A 16101-nucleotide genomic window follows, 5' to 3' on the forward strand; every position below is an offset into this window, starting at 1 on the left:
GCACTGGCGCTGCGAACGGCTACGCAATAAACCGCAATAAAGCGGTTTTGGGTCCCGACAAGGTGGTTGACCCCAAATTCAGTAGCCCGTAATGTGTTTCGCGGGCCTTAGGACGGCGGGGGGATACCAATGACTGAGAACCAGGACGAAAAATCGATCCTGCACACGCATTTCGGTACGCATAGCCCATATTGGCGTTTGTCCGCCGATAGCGATGCGATTGAACTCGCCGCAGTCAAAGGCGCGACCAATATCGCCATGGCCCTGCGCCCGGAGCAGGCCGACGCTGTGCGCAGCCTGACCGGCATCACGTCCAGCGTACGCATCGACATCATGCTGTATGGCGATCTGCTGCACCTGCATCTGGTCGGCCGCAAGATCAATCCCAACGAATGGGCCGGCACCGCATCGGCCCATACCGATACCGATTCCGTCGCCAAGGACCTCGTAGAAGGCCTGTCGTTTGCGGAAACCGTTGTGTCCGAAGCCAATTCGGTCATTGCCATCGTGGACCAGAACGGGCGCGTGCAGCGCTTCAACAAACTCTGCGAGGAATACACGGGCAAGCGTGAGCAGGACATCGTGGGCCGCAGCGTCTTCGACATGTTCATGACGCGCGAAGAGGCCATCGCGTCGCGCCGCAACATCGCCGAGTTCTACAAGCGGGGCCAGTCGTACGAGGTCGAGCGCACGATCAACACCGTCAAGGGTCCGCGCCTGTTCCTGTTCCGCAACAAGTTCGTCACCAGCGGCAGCGGTGAAAAACGCGTCTATCTGATCTGCTCGGGCACGGACATCACCGAAGAACGCCAGGCGCAGGAGCGCCTGCGCGTGCTCGCCAACACCGACATGCTGACCAACCTGCCCAACCGCCACGCGATCACGTCGCGGCTGAAGGCGGCGCTGGCGGCGGGCCGGGATGGCCGGGGCGGCGTGCTGTTCCTGGACCTGGACAACTTCAAGCGCATCAATGACCACTACGGCCACGGCTTCGGCGACCGGCTGCTGAAGGCGGTGTCGGTCGCGATCTCGAATTGCCTGTCCGAAGGCCAGACGCTGGCCCGCCTGGGCGGCGACGAATTCATCGTGCTGCAGGAAGAGGCGCAGGCCTGGCAACTGGAGGCCACCGCGCAGCGCATCATCGAACGGCTGCGCGAACCCTTCCGCCAGGGTCTCATCGAGGTCTACACCAGCTGCTCCATCGGCATTGCGATGTACCCCGACCATGGGGCCGACCTGGACAGCGTGGTGCGCAGCGCTGATATTGCCATGTACGTCGCCAAGGAAGCGGGGCGCCATACGTATCGCGTGTTCCAGAGCGAGATGGACCGCCGCAACGCGGACTACGTGTGGCTGGACACGAACCTTCGCAAGGCGCTGGCCGAGAACCACCTGATGCTGTACTACCAGCCCAAGCTGGTGGGCCGCACGGGCGAGGTCGACGGCGTGGAAGCGCTGGTGCGCTGGCGTTCGCCGGAGCGCGGCATGGTGGGTCCGGACACCTTCATTCCCTATGCCGAGGAATCGGGGCTCATCTCGCCGCTGGGCGTCTGGGTGATGCGCGAAGCCGCCCGGCAGGCGGCAGCCTGGAAGCGCGAGGGCCTGAACCTGCGCATCGCGATCAACATGTCGGCCCGCCAGCTTGACGACAAGGGCGTGGTCAGCGAATTCATGCGAGCCATCACCGACGCGGACCTCAGCCCCTGCCTGGTCGACATCGAACTCACTGAAAGCTGCCTGATCGACGATGAAGACGCCGCCATCGAACTCATCAAGCAGTTCCGGCAACTGGGGGCGCGTGTGCACCTTGACGATTTCGGCACGGGTTATTCGTCGTTGTCGCAGCTGGCGCGGATTCCGCTGGACGCAATCAAGCTTGACGCCAGCTTCGTGCGGGGCGTCAACGAAAATCCGGTGTCGCAGGCGCTCGCGCGCGCCATCGTTGCCGTGGCGCGCACGCTCGAGCTCCAGGTGATTGCCGAGGGCGTGGAGACCCAGGAAGAAACAGTCTTCCTGGACACCCTGGGCGTGGACGCCAAGCAGGGCTATCTGTACGCCAAGCCCATGCCCGCGGCGGAGCTCACCGCCTGGCTGGCGCAGCGCCGCCGGCTGCATCTCATTGCGTGACGCAACCGGCGGCGCGCCGCCGGATCAGTGCATGGTGGCCACTTCGGTGGCCTCCGAATTGCTCGCCGTGCGGCGGTTCTGCGCCATCACCAGCCGCTCCATGTAGGCGCGGTCCTTCGGATCGATGGAGAAGGCGGCTTCGACCCAATCCTCGGTAATGTCCATCAGCTCGGCGCGCGGCAGAGCCAGCACGCGCTGGCGCGCGCGCAGCATGGCGCGCATGCCATTGAGCTTGGGCCGCATCACGTCGATGAAGGTGCGCGTGGCCTTGAAGGCCTCGCCCGGCTCGAACAGCACGTCCACCAGGCCACGGCCGTGGTACCACTCGGCCGTGTGCGATTCGCCGGTGCTGATCAGCTCCTCGGCCAGCTTCATGCCCGAGCGGCGCGCGACCAGCGAATAGCCGCCCATGCCGGGGAAAAGGTTGAATGCCATCTCAGGGAAGCCCATGCGCGCATTGTTTTGCGCGAGCACGAAGTGGTGGGCCAGCGCCGCCTCGAAGCCGCCGCCCAGCGCGGTGCCTTCGATCATGGCCAGCGAGATGGCGCCGGTGTCAAAACCGCGCGTGGCGGCGTGCACGCAATCGACGCATGCACGGGCATAGGCCCGCAGCGCCTCGCGCTTGCCGGTGCGGATGGCCTCGGCAAAATAGTTCAGGTCGCCGCCGACGTTGTAGATCTGCGGCACCAGCGAGCCGGTGACCCAGAAGTCGATGGGCAGGCCGGAGTCCTTGGCGGCGCGCGCCAGGGTCATGATCTCGTCGATGAGTTCATGGTTAAAGCACGGGCGCGGTTGCGCGCGCAGCATCATCCACATGACACGGCGACCTTCCTCGTAATACGCGGAGATCTGCTTCAGATTGCCTGCGGCGGTAAAGGGGTGGCAGTCCGGATGAATGAGTTGATTCATTGCTTTCGTCCAATCGATCAAGGTGAGTCGGAGTACTGCCGGGTCAGGCTAAACCACGGCTTAAGGACTCCGTCTCATGCAAACCTCGTCCAACTGGCCAGACTTTTCCGTAAATCAAAGTCCGGAGCGCGCAAACTGAAAATTTGAAAACCGGTGAAATTGCCTCGGCCCATCGGGCGAGGCGCACATGGGTAATACGGATGAGGACATCAGCAAATATGCGGCATTCCAAGCCGCGGCATTCGCGTCTGTCCACGTGGCCGCGTTCATGCGTAGGGATGAGGGTGGGCCATCGCGCCAACGCCGGGCCGCGTCGAAAGCCGTGCGTGTGCACCCCTGCGCGTGCGACTGGCGGAGGCGATTTGGTGGGCGTACTGTGGCTCGCACCTCAACCGTGGCCTAACCCGAAGGGGGAGCAACATGAACGTTTTTGAACGCATCTCGCTCGTTTGCCTGGCCGGACTGGTCTCGGCCTGCGCGTCTTCTACACCCGGCCGTCAAAGCAAGGAAACCGTGGAACGGGTGCCCGTCTCGGTGCAGACGGACACTGGCGTTGTTGTAGGAGCGCTGGTCGTGACCGTGTATGCGCCCGCAGCGCCGGGCAAACACCCCCTCCTGATCATCAACCATGGCCGGGGCGCAACCGCCGAGGAACGGGCCAAGATGAGCCGCACCCCGTATCCGCAGGCGGTCAGGTACTTTACTGATGCCGGCTTCGTCGTGGCGGTGCCGCTGCGGCTGGGCTATGGAGAAACGGCCGGCCCCGATCTGGAGGACAGCGGTCCTTGCGGGGATCGCCAGTTCACACCGATGTTCAATCGGGCCGCCAGCCAGATCGGACAGGTCGTGAAGGCGCTTCAGCAGCGCCCCGACGTGGACGCTTCCAACGTCGTGCTGGTTGGTCAGTCGATCGGCGGGGGCACCGTCATCGCGCTGGCTGCGCAGAATCCGCCCGGGGTCAGGACCGCCATCAATTTCTCTGGCGGCGCGGGCGGGGACGCGAAGTCTCCGGGTAACCCCTGCGGGCCAGACCGGCTGCAGCAGACGTTCGCGTCTTATGGGCAGACGACGCGCCTGCCCACGCTCTGGATCTATTCGGAGAATGATCTCTTCTGGGGGGCCGACTGGCCCAAGCGCTGGGTGGACGCCTACAACGCGGCGGGCGGTCACGCGACTTTTGTGCCGATGGGACCCGATGGCAACAACGGCCATCTGCTGTTTCCGCGCTCGCCGCAGAAGTGGCAGCCGGTGGTGGCGGAGTTCCTGCGGGCGCAGGGCTACGCCATGCCGAAGTAGGCGGGCCGCTCAGGCCACGCCGCCATTGGCGCGCACGATCTGCCCGTTTACCCACCCACTGTCGGGTCCCGCCAGAAACGAAACGATGCCCGCGATGTCATCCGGTTGGCCCAGGCGTTCCAGCGGCGGCATCTTGGCGTAGTGCTCGATCAATTCGGGGCTCTTGCCCTTGAAGAACAACTCCGTGGCGACAGGGCCGGGGGCGACGGCGTTTACCCTGATCTGGCGTCCGCGCAGTTCCTTGGCGAAGACCTGCGTCAGGCTTTCGACGGCGGCCTTGCTGGCGATGTAGACCGAGTAGCCGGGGAGGTTGAGCGCGACGGTGGTGCTGGACACGTTGACGATGCTGCCGCCATCGGCCAGACGTGCGGCGGCCTCGCGCAGGGTGTTGAAGGTGCCGCGGGTGTTGATGTCGAACGTCCGGTCGTACAGGTCGTCGCTGGTTTCCGCCAGCGGCTGCACCTGCAGCACGCCAGCGCTGTTGACCAGCACATCGATCCGGCCGAACTCGGCCTGGATGGCATCGAACATCGCGCGCACGTCATCGGGCTTGGCAACGTCGGCGCGTACGGCCAAGGCGCGTCCGCCGGCTTGGCGGACTTCGCCGGCCAAGGCGTCAGCTTCTGCCGCGCTCGAGGCGTAATTGATGGCGACGGCAAAGCCGTCGTCTGCCAGGCGGCGCACGATGGCGGCGCCGATGCCGCGCGATCCGCCAGTGACGAGGGCAACGCGCTGGGAAGCTTGGTCATTCATTGGTCTGCTCCTTGGATGGGTTGGTGAGACGTATGATCGACTATTCCGATCCAAAGATAATTACGCCTGCTTTGCTAAGATAATTTCATTTGCTTTAACAATAGGCGGGGCAGGGCATGGATCGTTTCCAGGAAATGCAGGTGTTCGTGCGCATCGCCGAACGAGGCAGTTTCACCAAGGCGTCGGACGACCTGCGCATCCCGCGCGCCACGGTCACCAACCTGATCAAGCGCATGGAGGCCCGATTGGGCGCGCGGTTGCTTGACCGCACCACGCGGCAGGTCCGGCTGACGCACGACGGGGAGGCCCACTACCAGCGCTGCGTGCGGCTTCTGGCCGACCTGGAGGAGGCCGACGGCGCTTTCCTGGACACGGCGCCCAAGGGGCTGTTGCGGGTGAACGCGCAGGGCACGCTGGCCCGGTTCTTCGTGATGCCCGGCCTGCCGGATTTCCTGCAACGCTATCCCGACATCGCCTTGCATCTGGGCGAAGACGACCGGCTGGTGGATCTGGTGCGCGAAGGCGTCGACTGCGTGCTACGCGCCGGCGTGCCGCAGGACTCGACGCTGGCCGGGCGGACGATCGCCCAGATGCCGCAGGTGACGGTCGCCAGCCCTGCCTATCTGTCGCGCCACGGCGTGCCGGACAGCGTGCAGGTGCTGGAACACCACGTAGCCGTGGATTACGTGTCCAGCGTGACGGGCCGCGCCGTGCCGCTGGATTTTCGGGTGGACGGGCGCATCGTCCAGGTGCGCCCGCGTGCCGTCGTCAGCGTGAGCGGGGCCGAACTCTACACCAGTGCGGCGCTCGCGGGCCTGGGATTGGTGCAGGTCCCGCGCTACCGCGTGGAGCGCGAGCTGGCGGCGGGGCACCTGAAGATCGTGCTGCCCCACGCGCCGCCCGCGCCCATGCCGGTTTCCGTGCTGACGCCGCAGAACCGGCAGGTGCCGGCGCGGGTGCGCGTGTTCACGCAGTGGCTGGCGGGCGTGTTCGCCGCCGCCTTCGATCAGACGATGCCGGTCAGGTAGAAGACGCCGATCACCAGGAACACCGACAGCGTCGATATCAGCGTGATGGCGAAGATGTCGCCATAGGATTGGCGGTGCGTAAGACCCGTGACGGCCAGCAGCGTGATGACCGCGCCGTTGTGCGGCAGCGTGTCCATGCCGCCGCTCGCCATCGCGGCGACCCGGTGCAGCACCTCCATGGGGATGCCCGCCGCCAGCGCGCCGTCGATGAAGGTCTGCGACATTGCGGCCAGCGCGATGCTCATGCCGCCCGAGGCCGAGCCCGTGATGCCGGCCAGCGTCGTTACCGCGACGGCTTCGCCCACCAGCGGATCGGGAATGGCCTTCAAGGCCTGCGCGACCAGCAGAAAGCCCGGCAGCGCGGCAATGACGCCGCCAAATCCGTATTCGGCCGCGGTGTTCATCGACGCCAGCAGCGCGCCCGACACGGCGCTCTTGCTGCCTTCGGCAAAGTGCGACTTGATGGCGCGGAACGAGAACAGCAGGATGGTGACGATGCCCGCGATCAGCGCGCCCATCACGGCCCACAGCGCCACCTGCTCCTCGGCGTTGACGGGCAGGGGTTTGGCCAGGCCGGGCAGGTCGACTTCGGAACCGGCCGGATACCAGCCCGGGATCCAGCGCGTCAGCAGGAAGTTCATGACGCCAACCACCACCAGCGGCAACAGCGCGATCAACGGATGATGATTGCGCTCACCGGTAGGCGCCGCGGGTTCGTTGCGCAGGTCCGTGCCGTAGGTCTCGCCAGCCGCGGCCGCGCGCTTGCGGCGCCATTCCAGGTAGGCGATGCCGGCGGTCAGCGTGAACGCGGCGCCGATGAGACCGAGCCAGGGCGCGGCCCAGGTCGTGGTCTCGAAGAACGTGGTGGGGATGATGTTCTGGATCTGCGGCGTGCCGGGCAGTGCCGTCATGGTGAAGGTGAAGGCGCCCAGCGCAATCGCGCCGGGCATCAGGCGCTTGGGGATGCCGCCCTGGCGGAACATCTCGGCGGCAAACGGGTAGACCGCGAACACCACCACGAACAGCGATACGCCGCCGTACGTCAGCACCGCACACACCAGCACGATGGCCACGATGGCGCGCTCGGCGCCGATCAGCCGCAGCACCGCCTGCACGATGGCGCGTGAAAAGCCCGACAGTTCGATGAGCTTGCCGAACACGGCGCCCAAGAGGAACACGGGGAAATAGAGCTTGGCAAAACCGGCCATGCGCTCCATGAAGATGCCCGAGAACACGGGCGCCAGCGCTGACGCGTCTGTCAGAAGCACCGCGCCCATGGCTGCGATGGGCGCGCACAGGATGACGCTATAACCTCGATACGCCGCCAGCATCAGAAACGCCAGCGCCGCCACCACGATGAACAATCCGGTCATTCGGTACTCCAGGAATGAAGAGACAAGGGGTGTGGGGCTACACCTTAACGTATCGGGCGTTTAGCGCGCTGCCATCAGATCTGCCGCCTTGTGCGCCAGCTCCGCCACGCCGAAGCTCGTGGCCAGCGCGTGGGCATCAAGGTCAGCCAGGGACACCCAGCGCGCATCGCGGGCATCGTCCCCCGCTACCGGCTCACCGGACACCCAGCGGCACAGCACGGCGATCAGGATGAAGTGGCGGCCCAGGGCGCCGGTGTCGTCGCGGTCGAAGACGTCGACGGCGTCAAAGACGTGCAGCGGCTCGGCAGTGACGCCGGTCTCTTCCAGCAATTCGCGCGCGGCCGCGTCAGCCAGCCGTTCGCCCGCGTCGATCTTGCCGCCCGGAAACGCCCAGCGGTCCTGATCGGGCGGGTTGGCGCGGCGCACCAGCAGCACGTGGCCGTCGCGCACGACGGCGGCGATGGTGGCAGCGATGGGGCGCGGGGCGGGGGTGGTCATGCGGATCTCCAGCGGCAGTCAGACGTCCGGCAAGGATACGCCCCGTCCGTTCATACCTCTTCGATGCGTCGCTTGGGCGCGAACGGCGTGCCCAGATCGAGCAGTGCGTAGATGCGTTCGGTGATGCGCTGGCGCCGCGTCGGCCTGCCCATGCGCCACCGCATGTCCAGCCATAAAAGCGGGAGTGCAAAGCAAAGCCATACCAGCAGGAACATCCCAAGAATGAACAGCGAAAGTTCCGGAAAATCGCCCTGAAAAGCTTCGGCGTCGATGAACCAGGTCAGGCCAATGAGGAACAGCCAGACCGCAAGCATCAACCCGCCGATGGCCTTGAGCAGCGGCGCGCGCTGGTTCATGCCGACGCCGACCGGCGTGTCCCTGCCGGGAAAGGCGCGGAATCGCAGATGACACATATAGGTGCGCCCGTCCTCAAGGTTGCGCAGGGCATACACCGCGTGCGGCTCGTCTGGCGCCGGTTGGGCATTGACGGCCATCTCGACGTAGTCGTCCTGCGCCAGGAACGGCTGCCAGCTTCCCAGTGATTCATCGACCGTCATCAGGAACTGCCGGCCCTGAACCGAAAAGCGATAGTGGCCGTAAGTCGGGCCCTTATGCACATGCCGCGTTTCATGCGTGATGCCGTCCAGCTGCCCGCGGATCAGGAGGAGAGGCGGATCGCCCTCCTGCGTCAGCGCAGCCGGTTCCTGCTGAAGCGGTGAGGGGGCTGGCGCAGCGTTCATGGCCGCTGGGCGCTTCGCGGGATCGAACAGAGCCTCGCTGGCAAGGATGCGCGGCCGCTCGCGGCGGATGTGCCAGAGGGCGTGCAAGGCGCTCGCGGCAAGCACCAGCGCCATCAGCGCGATCACCAGCGCGAACACCATCATGAACATGCGCGGCAACGTCGAGATCCCGGCCAGCCACGCCGCGCCCAGGGCGGCCACGCCCACGGCGCTGCAGATGGCGGCCTCGCGTCCGCTGCGCCGTTGGGCGGTCTGGTAGGTGAGCGGCGCAATGGGTTCGCCTTGCGCGGGCACGGCCCAGCAAAAGCGGTTCAGGCCATGCTCGGCTTCCAGCACGCCAATGCGCACGGCAGTGCCTTTATTGTGGAAGGCGCGCAGCAGGGCGATGTGCGAGGGGTCCAGCGCGGAACCCCAGATCGTCTCCGCACCGACCCGCAGGAAGACATCGTTTCGCCGCACCGGCGTTGCGACCCGGATCTGGTCGATGGTTCCCTCGATGATGCGGGCTGCGCGTTGCGGCATGTCGGAGCGGCGAAAGGCAAAGCGGCAAGGATAACGCGCCGGGCGTGCTCGGCGGCGGGCGACCCCGCGGCGGGCGTCTCCCGCCGCCGATGCCATCCGCCGCAGCTCCCGCCGAGGACGCCCCGCCGTACTACTTCTTGACCAGCGGGCAGGTCGACCGCGACAGCGGCATGAAGGCCTGATCGCCCGGCAGCGTGGCCACCAGTTTGTAGTAGTCCCACGGCCGCTTGGATTCCGACGGCTTCTTGACCTCGAACAGGTACATGTCGTGCACCATGCGGCCATCTTCGCGGATGCGGCCGTTGGTGGCGAAGAAGTCGTTGATGGGCGTGGCCTTCATCTGCTTCATCACCGCCGTGGGTTCGTCCGTGCCCGCCGCCTGCACCGCTTTCAGATAGTGCATGACCGACGAATACGTGCCCGCCTGGCTCATGTTGGGCATCTTCTTGAGCTTGTCGTAATAGCGCTGCGACCACGCGCGGGTCTGGTCGTTCATGTCCCAGTAGAAGGCTTCGGTCAGCGTCAGGCCGGCGGCCGCGTCCAGGCCGATGGCGTGGATGTCGTTGATGTAGAGCAGCAGGCCCGCCATCTTCTGCCCGCCCTTGGTCAGCCCGAACTCGCTGGCCGCCTTGATGGCGTTGACGGTGTCGCCGCCCGCGTTGGCCAGGCCCACGATCTGCGCCTTGCTGGCCTGCGCCTGCAGCAGATAAGAGGCGAAGTCGCTGGAGCCGAGCGGGTGGCGCGAGGCGCCCAGCACCGTGCCGCCATTGGCCTTCACGACGTCGGTGGCCGACGCCTGCAGCGTGTGGCCGAACGCGTAGTCCGCCGTCAGGAAGTACCAGCTCTTGCCGCCTTGCTCCACGGTGGCGCGTGCGGTGGTGTTGGCGAGCGACCAGGTGTCGTAGGTGTAGTGGACGGAATAGGGAGAGCACAGGTCGTTGGTGATGCGCTCGGTGCCCGGCCCGCTGAAGACGACAATCTTTTTCTTTTCACGCGCCACTTCCAGCACGGCCAGCGCGGGCGCGGAGCCGGCGACGTCCATGATGGCGTCGACCTTCTGGACGTCGTACCACTCGCGCGCCTTGGCGGCGGCGATGTCGGCCTTGTTCTGGTGGTCCACCACCAGCAGGTCCACCTTCTTGCCCAGCACGGTGCCGCCGAAGTCGGCAATCGCCATCTCGGCGGCGGTGGCGCTGCCCTTGCCGGTCACGTCGGCATAGACGCCGCTCATGTCCAGGATCAGGCCCAGCCGCACCACGTCGTCGGAGAGGGCGGGGGCGGGCGTCTGTGCCTGTGCGCTGGCGGCGGCAAGCGCGGCCGCGGCAAAGGCGGTCGTGGCGAACAAGCGAACAATCGTGCTGCGGCACTGCATTGAAATCCGGGTCCTGTCGGCATGTCTCATGGTTGTCTCCCTGTATGCCGGATTCTTTTCGGATATGGCGGGCGCGCATGTAGGTTTTGTTTGCTGCTGCACCCAGTGTGTTCGGACGGCGGCGGTCGTTGATGGGGGGCGGTTTTCTCCTGAGGCAGGTTGGGTGAAACGCTCAGCGGCTGGTGAGCAGGTCGAACTCCATCCGCACCTTGCGGAATGGAAACTCCAGCCGCGCGAAATACACCACGCGGCCGTCGATGCAGGCATAGCGGCGCAGCTCGGCCACCGGGGAAGACACGGGTATCTGCAGCGACTCGGCGGATTCCTGCCCCGCTTCGATCACATTCAGGACCTGGCGGGCTTCAGAGATGCGCGCGCCGTAAAACTGGTCCAGCACCGGGGCGACAGTGCTTCTCTGGATGCGGGCGCGGTGCTTACGGAAGAGGCCGCTGTCCAGAAAGACCTCGCTGTAGCAGAAGGGGCCGGCATCCGTCGTATGAATGCGCCGCAGGTACTGGAAGCTGCCGCTGCGGTCGGCGCCGCACGGCATGCCCAGCGTGTCGGGCAGCGGCGAGTCGGCGCTGGACTCCACCAGCGACACCGTGCCGAGCTGGTTGCTCAGCTCGACCGTTTCGGCCCAGGTCTTGGGAATGAGCAGTGTGGGCGTTTCGGGCAGTTCGGCGTTGACGAAGGTGCCGGAGCCGCGCGAGCGCCGGATCAGGCCGTCTTCTTCCAGCAGGCCGAACGCCTGGCGGATGGTCGCGCGCGAGATGCCGTAGGTCTCCATCAGCGATTCCAACGGCGGGATCTGCTGTCCGGGCCGCCACGTCCGGTTCTGGATGTGGCTGCGGAACAGCGCGGCGGCCTGCAGGTAAAGCGGCTGGGGACTGCGCGAAAAAAGCTTGCGGGCGGGCATGGCGGGATGAAGGGCTATGAAGCGGAAGCCGAGAGCATAGCGTCCGCCATCTCGCGCAGCCGGTGCTTCTGGATCTTGACCGAGTTGGCGCTCTCCACTGACGGGAAGGCGTCCAGCACGGTAAAGCCCGCCGGCGCCTTGAAACCCGCCATGGCCGCCTTGCACGCCGCGGTCCAACCGGCCGGGTCCGCCTGCGCGCCTTCCTGCAGCAGCACGAAGGCGTACGGCACGATCTTGCCGTTGCGCGTCGCGCCCACCACCTGGCAGGCCCGCACGCCGGGCAGGGTCTCGACGACCTGTTCGATCTCCACCGGATTGACCAGGAAGCCGGACAGCCGCAGCGAGTCGCCCATCCGGGTCTGGAACACGAACTGGCGGTCGGTCAGCGTGTAGCCCAGGTCGCCGGTCTTGAAGTAGCCGTCATCCGTCACGGCCGCGCGGGTCGCGTCCGGGTTGTCCAGGTAGCCCTGCATCAGGCTGGGCGACAGGATTTCGATTTCGCCGGACTGGCCGTGCGGCAGCACTTGGCCGGACTCGGGATCGCGGGCGCGCACACGGGCGTTGGGGTAGATGAGCGTGCCGCCGGGCTGGTGGCGGGCCGACACGTCGCCGTCGGCGGGGTCGCGGGGCTGGCCGGCCACCAGCGCAATCAGTTCGCTGGAACCATACAGGCCCGTGAGCGGCACGCCAGCCACGCGGGCCAGGTCCAGCATGTTGTCCAGCGCGGGGGTGAAGCTGGCGAAGCCGAATAGCTGCACGGACGCAAACGCGCCGGGCGCGGCGGCGTGCATCATGCCGACCAGCGCCTCGTTGTTGGCGTAGGTATGGGTGACGGCGTGCCGGGCGATGGCCTGCGCGGATTGGGCCGCGTCGAACACAGGGGCGCAGACGACGGGCACGCCGCGCGCCAGGGCGCCGGCCAATGTCGCAAAACCGAATGCGCCGCAGAACGGCGCGCTGGCCAGCACGCAGGCCCGGTCGTCGTAGCCGAACGCCCGCGCCACCATCGCGCCGTGGCGCAACAAGGTCTTTTGATCGTGCAGCACGAACTTGGGTTTGGACGTGGTGCCGGATGTGGTGAAGCACAACACGCCGGCATTGGCTTGCGCGACGGGTGCGGGGTCGGCGCAGGCCAGCAGCGCGTCGTACCGGTGCACCGGTTTGCCGTGAAGCGATGCCGGAGGAAGTTCGTCGGGTCCGGCCAGCGCGACCGCGCCCTGCAACTGATCCACATCCACTGGCGCGACGCCATCCAGGATGCCCTGGAAGTCGATGCCTTTGAAGTCGGGCCAGTACACCAGCCAGTCGGCGCGGCCGCGGCCCAGGATGTCGGCCACTTCGACCGAGCGGAAGCGCGTGTTGACGGCCAGCACCAGCGCGCCCAGATGGGCGCACGCAAGAAAGGATTCGACCCAGGCCGCGCAGTTGGGCAGCCAGACGGCGACGCGGTGCCCGGGCTGCACGCCGATGCGGGCCAGGCCCGCCGCCAGCGCGAGGCTGCGCGTGCGCAGGTCCGCGAAACTGAGCGGCTGATCACGATCGATGAGCGCAACGGCATCGGGTTGCCGGGCGGCCAGCGCGTCCAGATGGTCGGAGAAGGTCGAGTACGGCAGGGGCATGGCTTACACCGTGGCGATAGGCGTCACAGGCGAGCCGACCGCGCCGGGCATGCGCAGGGGCGGCGCGGTCAACAGGAACCGGCTGCGGCCGTTTGCATGGAGCCAGTCGGCCAGGTCCTTCAGGTACCACAGCTCGGCCAGCGGTACGCCCAGCTTGAAGAGGCAATGGTGGTGCAGCGGCAGGATGGAATGGCCGGGGCCGGATGTGCGCGCCGGATACGATTCGACGGCGTAGTTGTCGGCGCAGATGGCGGCGATGCCGGAATGCGTGATCCAATCCAGCAGCGCGGGGTCGGCGCCGTCCAACACCGCGCCCGTCTGCTCCAGTTTGTGCGGATCGGGGTGGCCGTTCATGGCCACGACGGCTTCCGCGAAACCGGTGCGCAGCACCAGCATGTCGCCGGGCTCGGGCTGGGCGTCCTGCTCGCGCATGGCGGCTTGAAGCTGCGCATGGCCGACGATCGTGCGGCCCGGGCCAAAGGCACGCGCCAAGTCCACCAGCACGCCGCGGCCCTGCATGCCTTTTTCGGCATAGCGGCTGACGCTGAGCTTGCGCGCATACGAGCCGCCCGGCGGGCAGCAAGCGGCTTCCGAGTTGTCGGGATCGGCGCCGCCAAACACGTCCACGCCGGCGGCGTAACCGTTGTAATAGACGCGGCGCGCCTGGCCGTCGCCCTGGATGTCGAACATGGCGCCCACGTGGCACAGGCCGTCCCATTGCGTCGAATACTGCATTGACAGCGTGACCTGATCGTCCGACAGCACGTCGATGGCTTCGGGCTGTACCTGCGACATCGCAAAGTTCAGATAGGGTGTGCCTTCGCGGAAGGTGGGCTTTAGCGTGGGCGCGTGGCGGCGCGGATTGAGCACGTTGCCGCCGGGCAGATCCAGCGGCAGCGACAGGCAGAAGACCTTGCCGGCACGGACTTCGCGCACCGCCTGCAGCACCTTTTCTTCGGTCAGCAGGTTCAGGCGGCCCAGTTCGTCATCCGGGCCGAAGTCGCCCCAGGTGGAACCTTCGGGGCGTTGCGTCCAGCGTTTCATCTGCTTGTCTCCTGTCGGTTTTTCATGTTCTTATGAATATAGTACGTATTTACGTACTTTAAAAAGAAATCCGCAATCAGCGGGTTCGTTAGGAGACGAGACCATGACGCAATTGCAGCATCCGCGCGCCGGATGGCGCATCGCCCTTGCCGCGCTGGCCGTTCTGGCGCTGCCTGCGGTCCACGCCGCGGGCTATCCCGAGCACCCTGTGACCGTCGTCGTACCGTATCCGCCGGGCGGCGGCGCGGACCTCTTTGGCCGCGCCATCGCCAACGCATTGCAGCCGGGCCTGAAGCAGACGGTGCTGGTCGAGAACAAGCCGGGCGCGGGCGGCAATATCGGTATGGCTTACGTCGCCCGGGCGAAGGCGGACGGCTACACGCTGGGGCTGGGCACGATCGGCACGCAGACGATCAACCAGTTTCTCTACAGCAACATGCCGTTCGATCCCGAGCGCGACCTGGTGCCGATCGCGCTGGTGTCCACGACGCCCAACGTGATCGCGGTCAGCGCGAAGTCGCCGTACAAGACGGTGGCGGACGTGATCAAGGCGGCCAAGCAGTCGACGGACAAGAAGCTGACCTATGCGTCACCGGGCATCGGTTCGTCGGTGCACCTGACGGGGGCGTACTTCGAGGCCATGGCCGGGGTGACGATGCTGCACGTGCCGTTCAAGGGCACGTCAGCGTCGCTGCCGGCGGTGGCGGGCGGGCAGGTGGACCTTCTGTTCGACAATCTGCCGGGCGCGCTGGCGCAGATCAAGGACGGGAATCTGGTGCGCGGGGTTGCGGTGACTTCTGCGGCGCGTGATCCGTCGGTGCCAGACTTGCCGACGGTTGCCGAGTCCGGATTGCCTGGGTTTGACGTGACGGCGTGGTTTGCGTTGTATGCGCCGCGCAATACCCCCGCGCCGGTAGTTGAACAACTGATTGCCGCCGCCCGCAGCGGCTTGGCGACGCCGGCCATCGCCGCCAACTTCGCCACGATGGGCGCGAAGCCGGGCACGCTGTTCGGCAAGGATCTGGCCGCGTTCGAATCCGCCGAACGCAAGAAGTGGGGCGGACTCATCAAGGATCAGGGAATCAAGGCGCAATGAATTCACCCATCGCTCTCGTGACCGGCGCAAGCCGGGGAATCGGCCGCGCCATCGTGGCGCGGCTGATTGAAGACGGCTTTCAGGTCGTCAATTTCAGCCGTACGTCGCCCGAGACACTGTTGCCGGGCGAGACCTTCCGCTCGGTAGACCTGTGCGACGCGGCGGCGACTATTGCTGCGGGTCGTGAGTTGGCGGCGCAGGAACCGGTGCTGCATCTGGTCAACAACGCGGGGATGATCCAGGTTGCGAACATCGAGGACATTACGCAGGAGGAACTGGCGCGGACGATGGCGTTGAATCTGACTGCGCCGATTCTGCTGATGCAGGCGCTATTGCCGGGGATGCGGCAGGCGAAGTATGGGCGTGTCGTGAATATCGGCAGCCGGGCGGCGCTGGGCAAGGGCGGGCGGTCGGTGTATGGGGCGTCCAAGGCGGGGCTGGCGGGGATGACGCGGACCTGGGCTTTGGAGCTGGCGGGCGATGGCATTACGGTGAACACCGTGGCGCCTGGGCCGGTTGCTACCGAGCTGTTCAATCAGTCCAATCCGCCAGGGGCACCTAAGACGCTGGCGCTGGAGGCGGCGATTCCCGTGGGGCGGGTTGGGCGGCCGGATGAGGTGGCGCATACCGTGGCTATGTTTCTGGACCCGCGGGCGGGGTTTGTGACTGGGCAGGTGCTTTATGTTTGCGGGGGGATGTCTGTGGGGTTAGCTTGAGTGCCGTTGCTGGCCATCGTCGGCGTTCTTGAGACGCCCGGCGCGGCGTGAGCCTGGGGCGGGCGGGGCTCCGATTGCGGTCCGGAGCCTTC

At 66.3% G+C, this 16101-nt stretch carries 14 protein-coding genes; 5 read left to right on the plus strand and 9 right to left on the minus strand.

Features of this window, described 5'->3' with window-relative positions:
* Positions 1–129 precede the first annotated feature (129 nt).
* On the plus strand, positions 130–2127 hold the full coding sequence (gene pdeR, locus B2W22_RS27750; protein ID WP_175138451.1) for a cyclic di-GMP phosphodiesterase: 1998 nt from the start codon (positions 130–132) through the stop codon (positions 2125–2127).
* Positions 2128–2151: 24 nt separating this feature from the next.
* Here the strand turns inward: pdeR and B2W22_RS27755 are convergent, their stop codons facing one another.
* Positions 2152–3036 carry a crotonase/enoyl-CoA hydratase family protein gene (locus tag B2W22_RS27755; protein ID WP_286940389.1) on the minus strand — a complete coding sequence of 295 codons (885 nt, stop codon included), beginning with the start codon at positions 3034–3036 and terminating at the stop codon, positions 2152–2154.
* A gap of 420 nt (positions 3037–3456) precedes the next feature.
* Between B2W22_RS27755 and B2W22_RS27760 the strand changes: the two genes are divergently transcribed.
* The gene (locus B2W22_RS27760; RefSeq protein WP_286940390.1) at positions 3457–4332 is read left to right on the plus strand and encodes a dienelactone hydrolase family protein; all 876 of its coding nucleotides are present in this window, start codon (positions 3457–3459) and stop codon (positions 4330–4332) included.
* A 9-nt stretch (positions 4333–4341) separates the two neighbouring features.
* Here the strand turns inward: B2W22_RS27760 and B2W22_RS27765 are convergent, their stop codons facing one another.
* Positions 4342–5085, minus strand: a complete 744-nt coding sequence (locus B2W22_RS27765; RefSeq protein ID WP_175124137.1) for an SDR family oxidoreductase — start codon at positions 5083–5085, stop codon at positions 4342–4344.
* A 116-nt stretch (positions 5086–5201) separates the two neighbouring features.
* Between B2W22_RS27765 and B2W22_RS27770 the strand changes: the two genes are divergently transcribed.
* On the plus strand, positions 5202–6113 hold the full coding sequence (locus tag B2W22_RS27770; protein ID WP_175124138.1) for a LysR family transcriptional regulator: 912 nt from the start codon (positions 5202–5204) through the stop codon (positions 6111–6113).
* Here the strand turns inward: B2W22_RS27770 and B2W22_RS27775 are convergent.
* The 7 genes from B2W22_RS27775 to B2W22_RS27805 form a co-directional block, all read right to left on the minus strand.
* Positions 6092–7486 carry a GntP family permease gene (locus B2W22_RS27775; RefSeq protein ID WP_175124139.1) on the minus strand — a complete coding sequence of 465 codons (1395 nt, stop codon included), beginning with the start codon at positions 7484–7486 and terminating at the stop codon, positions 6092–6094. The genes B2W22_RS27770 and B2W22_RS27775 overlap by 22 nt on opposite strands.
* 60 nt (positions 7487–7546) lie before the next feature.
* Positions 7547–7984 carry an NUDIX hydrolase gene (locus B2W22_RS27780; RefSeq protein WP_175124140.1) on the minus strand — a complete coding sequence of 146 codons (438 nt, stop codon included), beginning with the start codon at positions 7982–7984 and terminating at the stop codon, positions 7547–7549.
* 50 nt (positions 7985–8034) lie between these two features.
* Positions 8035–9246, minus strand: coding sequence for a hypothetical protein (locus tag B2W22_RS27785; protein ID WP_286940391.1), 1212 nt, complete (start codon positions 9244–9246; stop codon positions 8035–8037).
* Positions 9247–9376: 130 nt separating this feature from the next.
* Entirely contained in the window at positions 9377–10618 is a 1242-nt protein-coding gene (locus B2W22_RS27790) for an ABC transporter substrate-binding protein (RefSeq protein ID WP_286940397.1), read from the minus strand.
* 172 nt (positions 10619–10790) lie between these two features.
* Positions 10791–11534: a GntR family transcriptional regulator gene (locus tag B2W22_RS27795; protein WP_218343450.1), complete on the minus strand. Its 744-nt coding sequence runs from the start codon at positions 11532–11534 to the stop codon at positions 10791–10793.
* Between the two features lie 14 nt (positions 11535–11548).
* On the minus strand, positions 11549–13153 hold the full coding sequence (locus B2W22_RS27800; protein WP_175124142.1) for an AMP-binding protein: 1605 nt from the start codon (positions 13151–13153) through the stop codon (positions 11549–11551).
* Positions 13154–13156: 3 nt separating this feature from the next.
* Positions 13157–14197, minus strand: a complete 1041-nt coding sequence (locus tag B2W22_RS27805; RefSeq protein WP_175124143.1) for a cyclase family protein — start codon at positions 14195–14197, stop codon at positions 13157–13159.
* A gap of 103 nt (positions 14198–14300) precedes the next feature.
* Here B2W22_RS27805 and B2W22_RS27810 point away from each other — a divergent pair, with 103 nt between their 5' ends.
* Together B2W22_RS27810 and B2W22_RS27815 are read left to right on the plus strand one after the other, a co-directional pair.
* Complete coding sequence (locus B2W22_RS27810; RefSeq protein ID WP_175124144.1) at positions 14301–15293, plus strand: Bug family tripartite tricarboxylate transporter substrate binding protein; 993 nt, start codon at positions 14301–14303, stop codon at positions 15291–15293.
* Positions 15290–16009: an SDR family oxidoreductase gene (locus tag B2W22_RS27815; RefSeq protein ID WP_175124145.1), complete on the plus strand. Its 720-nt coding sequence runs from the start codon at positions 15290–15292 to the stop codon at positions 16007–16009. The genes B2W22_RS27810 and B2W22_RS27815 overlap by 4 nt, the downstream gene beginning before the upstream one ends.
* Positions 16010–16101: the final 92 nt, after the last annotated feature.

Origin of the sequence: Achromobacter sp. UBA4530 (assembly GCF_002388205.1) — a bacterium.
Lineage (GTDB): Bacteria > Pseudomonadota > Gammaproteobacteria > Burkholderiales > Burkholderiaceae_B > Achromobacter > Achromobacter animicus.

Excerpts from the sequence above, each read along its gene's own strand:
- pdeR (WP_175138451.1), top strand. The coding sequence starts at position 130 with ATGACTGAGAACCAGGACGAAAAATCGATCCTGCACACGCATTTCGGT.
- B2W22_RS27755 (WP_286940389.1), bottom strand. The coding sequence starts at position 3,036 with ATGAATCAACTCATTCATCCGGACTGCCACCCCTTTACCGCCGCAGGC.
- B2W22_RS27760 (WP_286940390.1), top strand. The coding sequence starts at position 3,457 with ATGAACGTTTTTGAACGCATCTCGCTCGTTTGCCTGGCCGGACTGGTC.
- B2W22_RS27765 (WP_175124137.1), bottom strand. The coding sequence starts at position 5,085 with ATGAATGACCAAGCTTCCCAGCGCGTTGCCCTCGTCACTGGCGGATCG.
- B2W22_RS27770 (WP_175124138.1), top strand. The coding sequence starts at position 5,202 with ATGGATCGTTTCCAGGAAATGCAGGTGTTCGTGCGCATCGCCGAACGA.
- B2W22_RS27775 (WP_175124139.1), bottom strand. The coding sequence starts at position 7,486 with ATGACCGGATTGTTCATCGTGGTGGCGGCGCTGGCGTTTCTGATGCTG.
- B2W22_RS27780 (WP_175124140.1), bottom strand. The coding sequence starts at position 7,984 with ATGACCACCCCCGCCCCGCGCCCCATCGCTGCCACCATCGCCGCCGTC.
- B2W22_RS27785 (WP_286940391.1), bottom strand. The coding sequence starts at position 9,246 with ATGCCGCAACGCGCAGCCCGCATCATCGAGGGAACCATCGACCAGATC.
- B2W22_RS27790 (WP_286940397.1), bottom strand. The coding sequence starts at position 10,618 with ATGCAGTGCCGCAGCACGATTGTTCGCTTGTTCGCCACGACCGCCTTT.
- B2W22_RS27795 (WP_218343450.1), bottom strand. The coding sequence starts at position 11,534 with ATGCCCGCCCGCAAGCTTTTTTCGCGCAGTCCCCAGCCGCTTTACCTG.
- B2W22_RS27800 (WP_175124142.1), bottom strand. The coding sequence starts at position 13,153 with ATGCCCCTGCCGTACTCGACCTTCTCCGACCATCTGGACGCGCTGGCC.
- B2W22_RS27805 (WP_175124143.1), bottom strand. The coding sequence starts at position 14,197 with ATGAAACGCTGGACGCAACGCCCCGAAGGTTCCACCTGGGGCGACTTC.
- B2W22_RS27810 (WP_175124144.1), top strand. The coding sequence starts at position 14,301 with ATGACGCAATTGCAGCATCCGCGCGCCGGATGGCGCATCGCCCTTGCC.
- B2W22_RS27815 (WP_175124145.1), top strand. The coding sequence starts at position 15,290 with ATGAATTCACCCATCGCTCTCGTGACCGGCGCAAGCCGGGGAATCGGC.